The 15,277-nt window shown below is 70.1% G+C and carries 17 protein-coding genes; 15 read left to right on the top strand and 2 right to left on the bottom strand.

Translation table 11 applies throughout. From position 1 onward, the window contains the following. The first annotated feature begins 23 nt into the window (after positions 1-23). The 11 genes from K4G64_RS09195 (at position 24) to K4G64_RS09145 (ending at position 9,533) form a co-directional block, all read left to right on the top strand. Entirely contained in the window at positions 24-1,223 is a 1,200-nt protein-coding gene (locus K4G64_RS09195) for an acetyl-CoA C-acyltransferase (protein WP_221755532.1), read from the top strand. A 2-nt stretch (positions 1,224-1,225) separates the two neighbouring features. Beyond that, on the top strand, positions 1,226-1,873 hold the full coding sequence (locus K4G64_RS09190; RefSeq protein ID WP_221755531.1) for an HAD family phosphatase: 648 nt from the start codon (positions 1,226-1,228) through the stop codon (positions 1,871-1,873). Positions 1,874-1,991: 118 nt separating this feature from the next. Continuing rightward, the gene (locus K4G64_RS09185) at positions 1,992-2,684 is read left to right on the top strand and encodes a TetR/AcrR family transcriptional regulator (protein ID WP_221755530.1); all 693 of its coding nucleotides are present in this window, start codon (positions 1,992-1,994) and stop codon (positions 2,682-2,684) included. 142 nt (positions 2,685-2,826) lie between these two features. Continuing rightward, on the top strand, positions 2,827-3,645 hold the full coding sequence (locus K4G64_RS09180) for an SDR family oxidoreductase (protein WP_221755529.1): 819 nt from the start codon (positions 2,827-2,829) through the stop codon (positions 3,643-3,645). After that, complete coding sequence (locus K4G64_RS09175) at positions 3,642-4,454, top strand: enoyl-CoA hydratase-related protein (protein ID WP_221755528.1); 813 nt, start codon at positions 3,642-3,644, stop codon at positions 4,452-4,454. The genes K4G64_RS09180 and K4G64_RS09175 overlap by 4 nt, the downstream gene beginning before the upstream one ends. Further along, positions 4,441-5,664: an acyl-CoA dehydrogenase family protein gene (locus K4G64_RS09170; RefSeq protein WP_221755527.1), complete on the top strand. Its 1,224-nt coding sequence runs from the start codon at positions 4,441-4,443 to the stop codon at positions 5,662-5,664. Before K4G64_RS09175 ends, K4G64_RS09170 begins: the two co-directional genes overlap by 14 nt. Positions 5,665-5,666: 2 nt before the next feature. Then, positions 5,667-6,449 (top strand): SDR family oxidoreductase, encoded by a 783-nt coding sequence (locus tag K4G64_RS09165; RefSeq protein ID WP_221755526.1) that lies wholly within the window; start codon positions 5,667-5,669, stop codon positions 6,447-6,449. After that, complete coding sequence (locus K4G64_RS09160; protein ID WP_221755525.1) at positions 6,442-7,476, top strand: phosphotransferase family protein; 1,035 nt, start codon at positions 6,442-6,444, stop codon at positions 7,474-7,476. Before K4G64_RS09165 ends, K4G64_RS09160 begins: the two co-directional genes overlap by 8 nt. Positions 7,477-7,608: 132 nt before the next feature. Beyond that, on the top strand, positions 7,609-8,406 hold the full coding sequence (locus tag K4G64_RS09155) for an SDR family oxidoreductase (protein ID WP_221755524.1): 798 nt from the start codon (positions 7,609-7,611) through the stop codon (positions 8,404-8,406). Between the two features lie 39 nt (positions 8,407-8,445). Then, on the top strand, positions 8,446-8,628 hold the full coding sequence (locus K4G64_RS09150; protein WP_221755523.1) for a hypothetical protein: 183 nt from the start codon (positions 8,446-8,448) through the stop codon (positions 8,626-8,628). A 20-nt stretch (positions 8,629-8,648) separates the two neighbouring features. After that, complete coding sequence (locus K4G64_RS09145) at positions 8,649-9,533, top strand: acyl-CoA thioesterase II (protein WP_221755522.1); 885 nt, start codon at positions 8,649-8,651, stop codon at positions 9,531-9,533. 94 nt (positions 9,534-9,627) lie between these two features. On the opposite strand, the gene K4G64_RS09140 is transcribed toward K4G64_RS09145, so the two are convergent. Then, positions 9,628-10,248, bottom strand: a complete 621-nt coding sequence (locus tag K4G64_RS09140) for a TetR/AcrR family transcriptional regulator (RefSeq protein ID WP_221755521.1) — start codon at positions 10,246-10,248, stop codon at positions 9,628-9,630. Then, on the bottom strand, positions 10,245-11,540 hold the full coding sequence (locus tag K4G64_RS09135; RefSeq protein ID WP_221755520.1) for a CdaR family transcriptional regulator: 1,296 nt from the start codon (positions 11,538-11,540) through the stop codon (positions 10,245-10,247). The genes K4G64_RS09140 and K4G64_RS09135 overlap by 4 nt, the downstream gene beginning before the upstream one ends. A gap of 188 nt (positions 11,541-11,728) precedes the next feature. Here K4G64_RS09135 and K4G64_RS09130 point away from each other — a divergent pair, with 188 nt between their 5' ends. From K4G64_RS09130 to K4G64_RS09115, 4 genes are all read left to right on the top strand, one after another. Next, complete coding sequence (locus K4G64_RS09130) at positions 11,729-12,487, top strand: ABC transporter ATP-binding protein (protein ID WP_260460223.1); 759 nt, start codon at positions 11,729-11,731, stop codon at positions 12,485-12,487. Next, a complete protein-coding gene (locus tag K4G64_RS09125) occupies positions 12,484-13,302 on the top strand; it encodes an ABC transporter ATP-binding protein (RefSeq protein WP_221755518.1) in 819 nt (272 codons plus the stop codon). Before K4G64_RS09130 ends, K4G64_RS09125 begins: the two co-directional genes overlap by 4 nt. Then, positions 13,299-14,180: a branched-chain amino acid ABC transporter permease gene (locus K4G64_RS09120; RefSeq protein ID WP_308122292.1), complete on the top strand. Its 882-nt coding sequence runs from the start codon at positions 13,299-13,301 to the stop codon at positions 14,178-14,180. The genes K4G64_RS09125 and K4G64_RS09120 overlap by 4 nt, the downstream gene beginning before the upstream one ends. Then, the coding region (locus tag K4G64_RS09115) for a hypothetical protein (RefSeq protein ID WP_260460222.1) at positions 14,177-15,277 on the top strand (1,101 nt) is incomplete at its 3' end. The genes K4G64_RS09120 and K4G64_RS09115, both read left to right, overlap by 4 nt.

Raw genomic sequence — 15,277 nt, 5'->3', positions numbered from 1 at the left:
CCGACAGGAAACAGCGAGGCGACATGAGGGAAGCAGTCATCGTTTCGACGGCACGGACGCCGATCGGAAAGGCCTACCGCGGCGCGTTCAACGACACCCAGGCGCAGGAACTCGCCGCCCACGCCCTTTCGCACGCGGTGCGGCGCGCCGGTCTCGAGGGAGGCGAGGTCGAGGACGTCGTCTTCGGCTGCGCCGTGCAGCAAGGGTCCTCCGGGTTCAACGTGGCGCGTCAGGCCGCTCTGAGGGCCGGACTTCCGGACACCGTGTCGGGGATGTCGATCGACCGGCAGTGCTCGTCGGGTCTGATGGCCATGGCGACGGCCGCCAAACAGATCGTCACGGACGGCATGCAGGTCGCCGTCGGCGGCGGTGTCGAGTCGATCTCCCTGGTCCAGAACGACCACATGAACACCCACCGCATGACGGATCCCTGGCTCGTCGAGCACAAGCCGGGCATCTACCTGCCGATGCTGCAGACGGCGGAGATCGTCGCCGAGCGCTACGGCGTGAGCCGGGAGCGCCAGGACGAGTTCGCGCTGCTGTCACAGCAGCGCACCGCGGCGGCGCAGGAGGCCGGCCGGTTCGACCAGGAGATCGTCGCGCTCAGCAGCGTCAAGAAGGTCCTCGACAAGCAATCCGGGGAAGTGCGGGCCGAGGAGGTCACCCTGACCCGGGACGAGGGCAACCGCGCGTCGACCACCCTCGACGGCCTGGCCGGCCTGGCGCCGGTGCTGCCCGACGGTCAGGTGAGCGCGCACTCCAGCGTGACGGCGGGCAACTCCTCGCAGTTGTCGGACGGAGCATCGGCCTCGGTGCTGATGGAGGCGAAGGAGGCCGAGCGCCGCGGCCTGGAACCGCTGGGCGTCTACCGGGGTATGACCGTCGCCGGGTGCGCGCCGGACGAGATGGGCATCGGCCCGGTCTTCGCCATCCCGAAGCTGCTGAAGCAGCACAATCTCACCATCGACGACATCGGCCTGTGGGAACTCAACGAGGCCTTCGCCTCCCAGGCGCTGTACTGCCGCGACGAACTGCACATCGACCCGGAGCGGTTCAACGTCGACGGCGGCGCGATCTCGGTCGGCCACCCGTACGGCATGACCGGTGCCCGACTGGTGGGGCATGCCCTCATCGAGGGCAAGCGCCGCGGCGTTCGGTATGTGGTGATCTCCATGTGCGTCGGCGGCGGAATGGGCGCGGCCGGACTGTTCGAGGTCGTCTGAGCATGGATACGTTGTCGAACGTGGTGGAAAAGGCCCGAAACGCGGTCCTGGTGGACTTCGGCGGTGTCATCACCTCCAGTGTGTTGCGGGCCTTCACCGAATTCGGCGCCTCGCTCGGCGGCGACCCGCGCCTTCCGCTGGACCTCCTGAGCCGGGACGAGCCCTCACGCACCCTGCTGGCCGACCACGAGTGCGGCCGTATCGATGCCGCGGCCTTCGAGCGGGGATTCGCCGAGCGCCTCCGCGTCCATGGCGCGGAGGTGTCGGCCGAGGGGCTCACGGCCCGGATGCAAGCGGGAATGTCGATCGACCGGGACATGCTCGTGCTGCTCGGTGAGGTGCGAGCCGCCGGTCATCCTGTTGCGCTGGTGTCCAATGCGTTCGGCACCGGGACCTACGACGGCGTCGACCTCACGGCCGTCGCCGATGCGGTCGTCATTTCGTCCGAGGTCGGCATCCGCAAGCCTTCCCGGCGGATCTACGCGATCGCGTGTGAACGCCTCGGCATCGACCCCGAGGAGGCGGTCATGATCGACGATCTGCGGCAGAACCTCGACGGTGCGGCACGGATCGGAATCGAGGGCGTACTGCACACCAGCGCCGCCGACACCCGCCGCCAACTCGCCGAACGCTTCGGGATCACTGCCTGACCGATACTCGTCGACTGACCGACCGGACGCGCTGAGGGGGGCCGACGGGGGCATAAGCCTTTCCGTCTGCCCTTGGGGATTTATGACTATGGCGTCGGATTCAAGTAAAGTCCCGGGGATGGACACCACTGCGCCCGAGGAGACCGACAGCGAGCAGGCGCCGCCCGTGGCGCCCTTCTCGCAGCTTCGCGAGCCGCCCACGACACAGCGCGGAGCGCGGACCCGGGCCGCTCTGGTGAAGGCCGCGCGCAAGGTGTTCGAACGGGACGGTTACCTCGACACCCGCCTGACCGACATCACCAAAGAGGCCCGGTGCGCGGCGGGATCCTTCTACACCTACTTCGCCAACAAGGAGCAGGTGCTTGCCGCCGTCCTCCTGGAGGCGCAGGAGGACATGATGCACCCCGGCATGGGCCGGGTGCAGGGCACCGACGATCCCTATGCGGTACTCGAGGCGAGCAACCGCGCCTATCTCGCGGCGTACAAGCGGAACGCGAAGCTGATGGCACTGCTCGAGCAGGTCGCCCAAGTGGAGCCGGAGTTCCGTGAGTTCCGAAGGCGGCGCGGGGACGCGTTCATCCGCCGCAACGCCCGTGGTATCGCCGACCTGCAGGCGCGGGGTGTCGCAGACCGTGAGGTCGATCCGATGATGGCGTCCCGTGCGCTGTCCGGCATGGTCAGTGTCATGGCTTACAACGCCTTCGTGCGCAGTGAAGAGCAAGAAGAAGATGCGCCGGTGGACTTCGAGGAGCTCGTGTCCACGGTCACCCGCCTGTGGGCGAACGCCCTGCGGTTCCCCGGCCACCGCTGATCCGCCCGCCTCGCAGCCGCTCACACCCACGGGGTTGGGCGGCCTTCTTCGTCGGTTCCGCGCGGTCAACTATTGAACTTGACGTCGGATTCAATTATACAGGTCGGACGCATCGCACGCCCCGTCGACGGAGAGGGTCGCCGTGAACCTTGCAGAAAGAGTCGCCATCGTCACCGGTGGGGGCGGCGGCATCGGCAGCGCGCTGGTCGCACGGCTCGCTCGCGAGGGCGCCCGGGTCGTCGTCGCGGACCTCGACGCGGAGGCCGCGCGGGCGGTGTCGGAGACAGTCGACGCCGACCATCCGGGCACCACCGTCAGCGCCGGCGCGGACGTGTCGGACAGCGAGCAGATCCAGCAGTTGATCGACCTGGCGGAGAGCGCCTTCGGCCCGGTCGACCTCTACTTCGCGAACGCGGGCATCGGCGGCGCGCTCGGCCTCGACGTGAGCGAGCAGGACTGGGATCGCTCGATCGACGTCAACCTGCGAGCCCACATCCGTGCGGCAAAGCTGCTGGTGCCCCGGTGGCTCGAACGTGGTGAGGGCTACTTCGTCAGCACGGCCTCGGCGGCCGGACTGCTCACCCAGATCGGCTCCGCCACGTACGCCGTCACCAAGCACGCGGCCGTCGCCTTTGCCGAGTGGCTGAGTGTCACCTACGGCGACCGCGGGGTTCGGGTCAGCTGTCTGTGCCCGATGGGCGTGAACACCAGGATGCTGACCGCCGGGGAGGACTCCGGGGACGCGCTGGGAAGAGCCGCGACGCGGGCCGTCACCTCCGCTGGTGACGTCCTGGAGCCGGCCGAAGTCGCCGATGCCGTCCTGGCCGCCATCAAGGACGAGCGCTTCCTCGTCCTGCCGCACGAAGACGTTCTCGAGATGTACCGGCAGAAGGGCTCGGACTACGACCGCTGGGTACGCGGGATGCGCCGCTACCAGAGCTCCCTGCTGGCGCAGGCATGACCGGCGCGCCGGGCGAGCTCGTCCTCGCCGAACGCCGCGGGCAGGTACTGCTGGTCACGTTCAACCGGCCCGCCAAACTGAACGCCTGGACCGACGAACTCGAGGACCGCTATTTCGCCCTGCTCGACGCCGCCGAGGACGATCCGGACGTACGTGCCGTCGTGGTCACCGGCGCGGGACGCGGATTCTGCGCCGGAGCCGACCTGCAACGGCTGCAGGCGGTCGGCGAGGTCTCCGAGGCGGCCCGGGCCCTCCGCCGCCCCCGGGACCTTCCACGAACCCTGCGCAAGCCGCTGATCGGAGCGGTCAACGGAGTGGCCGCCGGCCTCGGCATGGTGGAGGCGCTCTACTGCGACCTTCGCTTCGGCTCGCCCTCGGCCCGCTTCACCACGGCATTCGCGCAGCGTGGGCTGATCGCCGAGTACGGGATCTCCTGGCTGTTGCCCCGGCTGGTGGGGCACAGCCGAGCAGCGGACCTGCTGCTGTCGAGTCGCATGGTGGATGCCGAGGAGGCCTTCCGTATCGGACTCCTCGACCACCTGGTCACCACCGGCAGCGTGGTCGATGCCGCTGTCGCGTACGCCGCCGATCTGGCGGAGCGCTGCTCCCCGGCATCCATGGCCACCATCAAGAGTCAGCTGAGCAACGACGCGGACGGCACCTACGCCGATTCCGTGACCCGGGCGGAGGGCCTGATGCTCCAGGCCTTCCGCGGGGCCGATGTCGTCGAAGGCGTGGCCAGTCACCTGGACAAGCGCTCGCCCGACTTTCCCTCCCTACCCGTAAGGAGTTCGGATGTCCCTGTTTGAGACGTCGGACCGTGCCAAGAAGTACCGGGCGGATCTGCTCGAGTTCATGGATGAGCACATCTACCCCGCCGAGGCGGTGTACGACGAGCAGATGCGCGCGTCGGGCGACCCGCACTTCCACCCGCCGATCCTCGAGGAGCTCAAGGCGGAGGCGCGCAGGCGCGGACTGTGGAACCTGTTCCACCCGCACCCGGAGTGGGGCCCCGGCCTGACGAACCTCGAGTACGCGCCACTGGCGGAGATCATGGGCCGCAGTCACATCGCCTCCGAGGCGTGCAACTGCAACGCGCCCGACACCGGCAACATGGAGGTGCTCACCCTCTTCGGCACCGACGAGCACAAGGGGAAGTACCTCAAGCCGCTGCTCGACGGGACGATGGCCTCGGCCTTCGCGATGACCGAGCCGCGTGTCGCCAGCTCCGATGCCACCAACATCGAGCTGCGGATGGAACGCGACGGCGACGAGTACGTGCTCAACGGCCGCAAGTGGTTCGCCTCGAACGCGATGCACAAGAACTGCAAGGTGCTCATCGTGATGGGCAAGACCGACCCCACGGCGGCGCCGCATCGCCAGCAGTCGATGATGGTCGTACCCGTGGACGCCCCCGGCGTCACCGTGGTCCGCAACCTCCCGGTGTTCGGGTACGCGGACCGCGAGGGCCATGCGGAGATCATCTTCGAGAACGTCCGGGTGCCGGCCAAGGACCTCCTCAAGGGCGAGGGCGAGGGTTTCGCCATCAGCCAGGCCCGGCTCGGGCCCGGCCGCATACACCACTGCATGCGGGCCATCGGCGCGGCCGAGCGGGCACTGGAACTGATGTGCCGGCGCGCACAGTCACGGGTGACCTTCGGCAGCCCGGTCGCCGAACGGTCGAACATCCAGGACTGGATCGCGGAAGCGCGGATCGACATCGAGATGATCCGCCTGCTCACGCTCAAGGCCGCGTATCTGATGGACACGGTCGGGAACAAGGAAGCGCGCACCGAGATCGCGGCCATCAAGGTGGCGGCCCCCGACATCGCGTTGAAGATCGTCGACCGCGCGATCCAGGTGCACGGGGGAGCGGGAGTGACCGACGACTTCCCCTTGGCGATGATGTACGCGCATCTGCGGACGCTGCGGCTGGCGGACGGTCCCGACGAGGTTCACAAGCGGGCCATCGCCAAGCAGGAACTGCGGAAGTACCGCGACGCGGCGGCGGTGAACTGAAGATGGCAGGACTCGACCTCACCGGTCGTACAGCCGTCGTCACCGGGGCCTCGCGCGGTATCGGGCTGGCGATAGCCCAGTCCATCGCCGAGGCCGGCGCAAACGTCGTCCTCACCTCCCGGACCCAGGAGGCGGCGGAGGCCGCCGCGGCCCAGGTCAAGGGCACAGCGGTCGGCGTGGGAGCGCATGCGGTCGACGAAGAGGCGGCCCGGCGCTGTGTGGATCTGACGCTCGAGCGCTTCGGCAGTCTGGACATCCTCGTCAACAACGCGGGGACCAACCCGGCCTTCGGGCCGGTCATCGACCAGGACCACGGCCGGTTCGCGAAGACCTTCGACGTGAACCTGTGGGCGCCCGTCCTGTGGACGGGTCTGGCCACGCGAGCCTGGATGGGGGAGCACGGCGGTGCGGTCGTCAACACCGCGTCGGTGGGCGGCCTGGCCTCCGAGGCGAACATCGGGCTGTACAACGCCTCGAAGGCCGCGCTGATCCATCTCACCAGGCAACTGGCCCTGGAACTCTCGCCGAAGGTCCGCGTCAACGCCGTGGCACCCGGGGTGGTGCGCACAAAGCTGGCCGAGGCTCTGTGGAAGGAGCACGAGGAGGAGGTGTCCGCCTCGGTGGCGCTGGGTCGCATCGGGGAGCCTGCCGACATCGCGTCCGCGGTCGCCTTCCTCGTCTCGGACGCCGCGAGCTGGATCACCGGCGAGACGATGGTGATCGACGGCGGCCAACTGCTCGGTGATGCGCTCGCGTTCAGGCAAGGAGCCGGAATCGGTGTCTAGCGCGGACATCGTCGGAATCGACGCCGGGGCGGTGGGCCGCTGGTTCGCCTCCCTCGGCGTCGGCTTCGCCGGACCCCTGGCCTTCGAGCGGACCGGGCTGGGCCAGTCGAACCTGACGTATCTCGTAAAGGATCAGGACGGCCACGGATGGGTGCTGAGGCGCCCACCGCTGGGTCACCTGCTGGCGTCGGCGCACGACGTGGCCCGCGAGGCGCGGATTCTGACCGCCCTGGAGAACACCGCCGTCCCGACTCCGCGGGTGCTCGGGCTGACCGACGATCCCGCCGTGACCGACGTCCCGCTGCTGCTCATGGAGTTCGTGGACGGCCAGGTCGTCGACACGATGTCGATCGCGCGGTCGTTGACGCCCGAGCGTCGCCGGGCGATCGGGATGTCGTTGCCGCGGACTCTGGCGAAGATCCACGCGCTGGATCTCCAGGTGACCGGGCTGACCGGTCTCGCCGGCCACAAGCCGTACGCGCGGCGTCAGCTCAAGCGCTGGCCGGCCCAGTGGGAGAGGTCCAGGACCCGCGAGCTGCCCGCCCTGGAGGACCTCACCCGGCGCCTCGTCGCGGCAGTCCCCGAGCAGCGCGAACTGACCCTCGTGCACGGCGACTTCCATCTGCGCAACGTCATCACCTCCTACGACACCGGGGAGGTGACCGCGGTGCTCGACTGGGAACTGTCGACGCTGGGGGACCCGCTCGCGGACCTGGGCAGCCTGCTGGCCTACTGGCCGGCGAAGGGCGAGAACACCTCGGGCGACTTCGCCGCGACCGCTCTCGACGGCTTCCCGACCCGTGAGGAACTCGTGGCGGCGTACTCGGCGGCGTCGGGACGCGACCTGACGGCGCTGGGCTACTGGCACGCCTTGGGACTGTGGAAGGTCGCGATCATCGCGGAGGGCGTCATGCGCCGCGCGATGGACGAACCGCGGAACAAGGCCGCGTCCGGGACGCCGACCGCGGAGCGCATCGACGCACTGGTGGCGAAGGCCCACGAAGTCGCGGACACCGCAGGTGTCTGAACCGATCGCCCGCACACGGGACTTCGACACTCAGGTACACAGGAAAGGAGCGGTGATGAGCCGAGCAGTCTTCGCGCGTACGCCGATCGGTGGGGCGCGCATGGGTGCGGCAGAGCTGATCGGGGTGGTGTCGTGAACCCCGCCGCGCTGTTCGACGTCAGCGGAAAGACCGTGGTGGTGACCGGCGGTTCACGCGGAATCGGGCTGATGATCGCGCACGGTTTCGTGGCGGCCGGGGCCACGGTGATCATCAGTTCCCGCAAGGCCGAAGCGTGCGAGAAGGCGGCAGCGGAGTTGAACGCACTGACGTCCGCCGGCGCCGGAACCTGTCTGGCGCACCCGGCGGACCTGTCCACCACCGAGGGCCTGGAGAGCCTGGCCGAGCGGGTCGCCGAGGTCGCGCCGCGGCTGAACGTCCTGGTCAACAATGCGGGAGCCGCCTGGGGTGCGCCGCTCGGCGAGTTCCCCGACTCGGGCTTCGACAAGGTGCTGAACGTCAACGTCAAAGCCGTCTTCTCGCTGACCCAACGCCTGCTGCCGCAATTGCGGGCGGCCGCCACCGCGGAGGACCCCGCGCGAGTGATCAACATCGGGTCGATCGACGGACTCGTGGTCTCCGCGTCCGACAACTTCTCCTACGTCGCGAGCAAGGCGGCGGTGCACATGCTGACCCGCAAGACGGCCGCCGCGCTGGCCAGTGATCACATCACTGTCAACGCTCTTGCGCCGGGCCCGTTCCCGACCAAGATGATGGCGCACGCCCTGGACGACCCCGAGTCGCGGGACGCCGTGGTCGAGCGGGTGCCCCTCGGCCGCGTCGGCACTCCCGAGGACATCGCGAGTCCCGCGATCTTCCTCGCCTCCCGCGCGGGCGCCTACCTGACCGGCACGGTGATTCCCGTGGACGGCGGGATCTCCGGGACGCGCTGACCGGTAAGCAGGTGAAGTGGTCCATCAGCTACCTCGACGGTGGCGGCCTTTGTCAGCCTGAGGCCCCGAGGATCCCTCGGGCCCGAAAAGCTGGTCGCCCACCGCCGTGAGCACCTGGCCGCCTGCAAGGACCCTCGGACCGTCAGCATCCGGGACGAGCTGCCCAAGACCACCAGCGGCGAGATCCTGCGCCGCGAACTGCGCGGGAGGACGTCCGCGTGACGAGTGAGAGGAGCCGAAGCATGGTCGGTCTGCCAGAGGTCCTGGCCCTCGACGAGACCGGGCCGGACCGGTTCCGGTCGGACCCCATCCCCAGCGAGTGGGCGCGGACGTTCGGTGGGCAGATCGCCGCCCAGTCGCTGATGGCCGCGGCGCGCACCCTCGACCGGTCGTACTCGGCCCACTCGCTGCACGGGTACTTCCTGCGGCCCGGCCGTCCGCACGAGCCGACCGTCCATCTGGTCGAGCGGCTCCGCGACGGCGGCAGCTTCTGCACCCGCCGGGTGACCGCGGTCCAGGCGGGGGAGGCGATCTTCACGGTGACGGCGTCGTTCCATCGCGGGGACGAAGGGTTCTCCCACCAGGTGGACATGCCGGCCGTGCCGGCGCCGGACGACATCCCGGAGTCCGACCGCATCAACGGCTGGGGCATGCCACGGCCCGCGGAGTGGAGCCACTGGGAGATGCGCTGGGTGCCGGGGGGCGAGAGGGGCCACGCCCCGGGGGCGCCGGCCTGCCAGCGGGTGTGGATCCGGTACGGACGCCCGCTGCCGGACGACGGTGCCGTCCACGCCTGCGCACTGACCTACCTCAGCGACATGGCGCTGCTGGGCTCCGCGCGGCTGCCGCATCCCCCAACCGCCGTACAGGGTGCGTCGTTGGACCATTCGCTGTGGTTCCTGCGTCCCTTCCGCGCGGACGAGTGGCTGCTGTACGACCAGGTCTCCCCTTCGGCCGAGCACGGACGGGCGCTCACCCGCGGAAGGCTGTTCGATACGGGCGGGCGTCTGGTGGCCGCCGTCGCGCAGGAGGGACTCATGCGCTTCGACCGGCCACGTCCGACGAAGGGCGGTGACAGGGAAATCTCCCTGTCACCCCCTGCTTCAGCTGTCCCCGACCCGCGTTGACCACCGATTCGTCAAGCAACGGCTGTCGCCGTGGCGGGCGCGGTGCCCGGCGCGGCGACGGGGCTCGCACCGCGGCACGCAGGCGCCACGCGTTTCAGCCGGGCGGTGCCGACAGATGGATCAGGATGCCGCACACCTCGTCGACGATCTCCTGGGCCTCCGTCTCGTCACCGCAGTCGCCCAGCTCGCGTGCCGCCCCGCCGATCACGGTGGTGAGCACTCTCACCCGCACCCGGCCGGCGCGTCGCTTCTCGTCCACCTCCAGCAGCCGGGCGTTGCGCCGTACCCACGCGCGGTCCCACTGGCGGCGCAGCGCGTCGAAGCCCGTGGGGCCGTCATCCTCCACGAGGAGTCTGCCGAACCGCCGGTTGTCCCAGGCGCCCTCCAGGTACGCCCTGGCTCCCGCCACGAAAAGGGCGATGGGGTCGTCCACGCCGCGGCCTCGCTCGGCGGTCAGCGTGGCCGCGGTCCGGCGCTCCTGTGCCTCCCGGAACTCCTCCCACAGAGCGAGGTAGAGCCCTCGCTTTCCGCCGTAGTGCTGGAAGAGGCTGCCCACCGGCATGCCGGAGCGCGCCGCGATCTCGGCGAGACCGGCGTCGGCATAGCCGCGCTCGGTGAACACCGCCAGCGCGGCGTCCAGAAGCGCACTCCGGACCGTTCGGTTCTGCCCGGTGGGTGCCTCCTCGGTCCCCGCGAACTCCATGATGCCGCTCACTGGTGATCCCCACCTTCCCCGGCCCCGTCGCGGATGGCGAGGGCGACCAGCAGTTCCAGGAGGTCGGCGATCCGGCGCGGATTGCGCCCGGTGCGTTCCTCGATCCGGCGCAACCGGTAGTGCGCCGTGTTGTGGTGTATCCGCAGCCGGTCGGCGGCCAGCCGCAGGTTGAGGTCGGCCTCCGCGAAGGCCTGTACGGTGGCCGCCAGCGTGTCGCCACGTCTGCGGTCGTCCTCCAGCAGCGCACGCACGCGGGGATCGACCAGCTGGCGGGCGAGGTCGTCGGCGCGCAGCGCCAGGTAGTCGAAGGGGGACAGGCGCGGCAGTGCCGCCACCCCGCCCCCGCTCGGTACGAGGTCGAGGGCGGCGCGTGCCTCCTCGTAGGCGCGTGGCAGTTCGCCGGCGCCCTCGGCGACCGTGCTGATGCCCATGGAGAGCATGGTTCCCTCGCGCGCGAGCCGCCGCTGCACCGCCTCGAAGTGGCTGCAGATGTCCTCCGCGTCCATGCCGGTGCGGACCACCGGCACGGCCACCACCTCGCCGTGGCGCACGACGACCAGGGTCCGGCCGGCCCAGGGCCCGGCGATACCGATGGACGCGCTGGTCGCGTATCCGTGCTCGGCCGAGGTGAGGTCGCCGGTGCGGGTGTCGTCGACGCACACCGCCACGACCGCCATCATCGGCGAGTGCGGCCCTATGCCGTACGCCTGCGCCGCGGCGAGCAGCGGACCGCGCGCCGGTGCCGCGCCGGCCAGGAGCTGGTCCAGGAGGTCCCGGCGCTCCCGGTCCGCGTCGGCGACCACGTGTTGCTGGTACTCGACATAGGCCTGCGCGGCATGCGTGCTGGCGAAGTCGACGTACCGCATCAGCGGTGTGACGAGGGACAGCGCGGCCTGCTGTGCCTCTGCAGACGTGCCCGCGCAGTCCAGCAGCACGTCCCACAACACCTGCCGGCCGACCCGGAAGGCACTGATCCAGTCCTCGAGGGCGAACCCCGCGCGTGCTCTGCGCATGGCCGCCGCGCGGCTGAAGACCAGGTCCTCGGGGGCGATGTCCCGGCCGCCGGCCAGTGCCGCCAGCTGCATCCGGTAGTGCGTGAGGACCTGGTCCCGTACGTCGTCGAAGAACCGCTCGTCCTGCAGCGCGTACGACGGGATCTCCGTGCGCATGACCGCGACAGCGGTCTTCGCCACCTCCTCGAGCCGGTCCTGGACGGCGTGCAGGATCCGGTGCCGCTCCCGGCTGAGCGGGTCGGAGAGTGCGGGGGCGCCCAGTGCGGGTCCGCGAGACATGGCGCCGATCGTCGCTGCCCTCCTCGTGTCCCGTCAACAGGCCCGGCGGGCGGCCTACCGGGGGAGCTGGGCGCGGCGCACAAGTCGGTGGCCACGAACTTGGGTGCTCGTACCCAATGTGCGCTCGGAAGGCCCCCACCTACTGTGACGTTCGCCCACCCCCCAGCACCTCGGAAGGGGCGTCACTCATGCTCGCGGTCGACGGTATCAGCGTGCGCTTCGGCGGGATCACGGCACTGGACGGTGTCGCGTTCGCCGTCGAGCCGGGCACCGCCGTGGGGCTCATCGGACCGAACGGAGCCGGCAAGACCACCTTGTTCAACTGCCTCACCAGGCGCTGCACCCCCGATGCGGGGACGGTGCGATTCGAGGACGAGGACCTGCTCGCCCTCCCGCCGCACTCCGTGGCCGGGCGCGGCATCGCCCGCACCTTCCAGAACCTGGGTCTGTTCCCGCTGCTCACGGTCCGGGAGAACGTCATGGTCGGCGCCCACGGCCAGGGGCGCACGGGACACCTCGCCGCGGCGCTCCGGCTGCCCCGCGTCCGGCGGGAGGAGAGGGAACTACGTGACCGGGCGGACGACTTGCTACGGCGTCTCAGCCTGGCGGAGGTCGCCGACCACCCCGCCTCCGGGCTGCCGTTCGGCACGCTCAAACGCGTCGAACTCGCCCGGGCGCTCGCGGTACGGCCCCGGCTGCTGTTGCTCGACGAACCCGTCAACGGGCTCAGCCACGGCGAGGTGGACCAGTTCGCGGATCTGGTCCGCTCGGTGCGCGAGGACTTCGACCTGACGCTCCTGGTGGTCGAACACCACATGGGGTTCGTGATGGGCCTGTGCGACAAGGTGGTCTGCCTCGACTTCGGGCGCAAGATCGCCGAAGGCTCACCGGAGGAGATCCAGCGCGACCCGGCGGTCATCGAGGCGTACCTGGGGGTGGCGGCATGACGGAACCCACCACCGACAGCACCGAAGCCGGACAGGTGAACGCGGAGCCGGACTTCCTGAAGGTCACCGGGCTGCATGCCGGATACGGTCAGGTCCGCGTGCTCCAGGGGCTTGACTTCTCCGTCGCACGCGGCGAGGTGTGCGCGATCCTCGGCCCCAACGGCGCGGGCAAGACAACGACACTGCGGGCCCTGTGCGGCATGGTCCGCGGACGCGGCTCGGTGACGTTGAACGGCACGGAGCTGCTGGGCCGCTCGCCCGAGCAGACCGCCCGTCTCGGCGTGGCGCACGTGCCCGAGGGCCGGGGCACCTTCAACGACCTGACCGTCGAGGAGAACCTGCGCATCGGCGCCCACGTGCGCACCGGCCAGTGGCGGCGGGGCAGCGCCGAACGCGTGGCCGTGGCGGCCGACCTGGAACGGATCTACGGCTACTTCCCCAAGCTTCGCCAGCGGTCCCGCCAGGCCGCCGGCAGCCTCAGCGGCGGCGAACAGCAGATGCTCGCCATCGGCAGGGCGCTGATGCTGCGGCCCGCCCTGCTGCTCCTGGACGAGCCGTCGCTGGGGCTCGCGCCGCTGGTCACGCGCGAGCTGTTCGAAATCGTCCGTGCCGTCAACGAGGAGGAACGCACCACCGTGGTCGTCGTCGAACAGAACGCCCAGCTCGCGCTGGATGTCGCGCACCGGGCGCACGTACTGGAGGCCGGCCGCCTGTTGCTGTCCGGGCCGTCCCGGGAGATCCGCGAGGACGGGCAGGTCGCCGAGGTCTACCTCGGTGTCTCCGTCCGCTCCGCGAAGGACGGGGAAGCGCCGTGACCGAACTGCTCCAGCAAGTGGTGGAAGGGGTCGGCTCCGGCGCTGTCTATGCCAGCCTGGCGCTGGCCCTGGTGCTGATCCACCGGTTCACCGGCATCGTGAACTTCGCCCAGGGCGAGCTCGCCATGATCTCCACGTACGTGGCGTGGCAGCTCGTGGCGTCCGGGATGTCCTTCTGGCTCGCGCTGCCGGTCACCCTGGCGGTGTCGTTCGCCGGCGGCATGCTGGTCGAGCGGATCGTCATCCGTCCCGTGCAGAATGCGCCCGAACTGACGACGGTCATCGTCACCGTGGGCCTGTTCATCTTCGTCAACGCGATGGCCGGTCTCATCTGGTCGTTCACCGTGAAGGACTTCCCGCAGCCGTTCCCCGACGGCGGGATCGACCTGGCCGGGGTACGCGTGGACTGGTCGACACTCGGGATCATCGCGGTGGTGGCCGGCGTGATGGGGCTGCTGTACCTGCTGTTCCAGCACACCTCCAGCGGTCTGGTGATGCGGGCGGTCGCCTGCAACCCCGCATCCGCCCGGCTGTCGGGCATCAGGGTGGGCCGGGTGCTGATGCTCGGCTGGGGGCTGGCCGCGACAGTCGGCGCCGTGTCGGGCGTGCTCGTCGCCCCGCTGCTTTTCCTCGAGCCCAACATGATGGGCGGGGTGCTGATCTACGCGTTCGCCGCGGCCACCCTCGGAGGCTTCGACAGCCCGGTCGGCGCGGTCGTCGGCGGCCTGTGCGTGGGCGTCGCCGAGACGCTGGCCGGGGCGTACGTGGACGTCGTCGGCGCCGATCTGAAGGTGGGCGTACCCCTGGTGATCATCCTGGCGGTGCTGTTGGTGCGGCCCCAGGGCCTGTTCGGACGGGCGGCGGTGGAACGCGCATGAGCACGATCGTCGCGACACTCGCCACCGACCGCGCCCGGCGTCTGCGGGCCGCGCTCACCGCGCTGCTCGTGGCGGCCGTCGCCGTCACCGCACCGTTCTACTTCGCCCCCTTCCAGGTCTTCCAGCTGACCATGGTGCTGCTGTACGCGGTGGCGCTGGCCGGACTGAACCTGCTGGTCGGATTCGGCGGGCAGATCTCGCTCGGGCACGGCGCGTTCTTCGCGGCAGGGGCCTACACGGCGGCGGTCATGCTCGACCGGTACGACACCGGTCACCTGGCCACGCTGCCGGCCGCGGCCGCCGGATGCTTCCTGCTGGGCCTCGGTTTCGGCGTGCCCGCCCTGCGACTGCGCGGACTGTACCTGGCGCTCGTCACCCTCGCGTTCGCGGTGTTCCTGCCGCCGCTGCTCAAACGGCTCGAACCGGTGACGGGCGGCTCCATGGGTCTGACCGTGGACAAACTGCAACCGCCCGCGTGGAGCGGGATGGCCGAGGACCAGTGGACGTACTTCGTCGTCCTCGCGGTCACAGCGGTGTCCCTGCTGCTCGCCCGCAACCTGCTGCGGTCCCGGGTCGGCCGGGCACTGCTCGCCGTGCGGGACAACGAGAGCGCCGCGGAGGTCATGGGCGTACGGCTGTCGCTGCACAAGACCCTCGCCTTCGCATGGAGCGCGCTGTTCGCGGGTGTCGCCGGGTGCGTCTACACCTGGGTGATCGGCTTCGTCTCACCCGACTCGTTCAGCTTCGTCCTGTCCATCACCCTGCTGGCCGGCCTGGTGGTCGGAGGGCTCGCCTCGCTGTACGGACCGCTGCTGGGAGCGGCCTTCGTGATGTACGTCCCGAGCGTCGCCCAGGACATCAGCGAGGCGGCACCCGGTGTGGTGTTCGGCCTGCTGATCATCGCGGGCAGCGGCCTCGCGTACTCCTCGCTGCCCGCGCTGATCGTGCGCGCGGTCCCGGCGTCGGAGACGGGCGCGGCCAACGGCCTCAACACCCTGATGCGTTCCATCGGCATCTCGGTGTCGATCGCCGTGATCGGCATGGTGCTGGCGAACACCGCGAACACCGTGGGCGGTGTCGAGATCCCGACCATGCAC

Source organism: Streptomyces sp. WAC04114, assembly GCF_019733245.1.
Lineage (GTDB): Bacteria > Actinomycetota > Actinomycetes > Streptomycetales > Streptomycetaceae > Streptomyces > Streptomyces massasporeus_A.
Note: the sequence above shows the minus strand (reverse complement) of the source record. Positions and strands in the feature narration are given on the sequence as shown.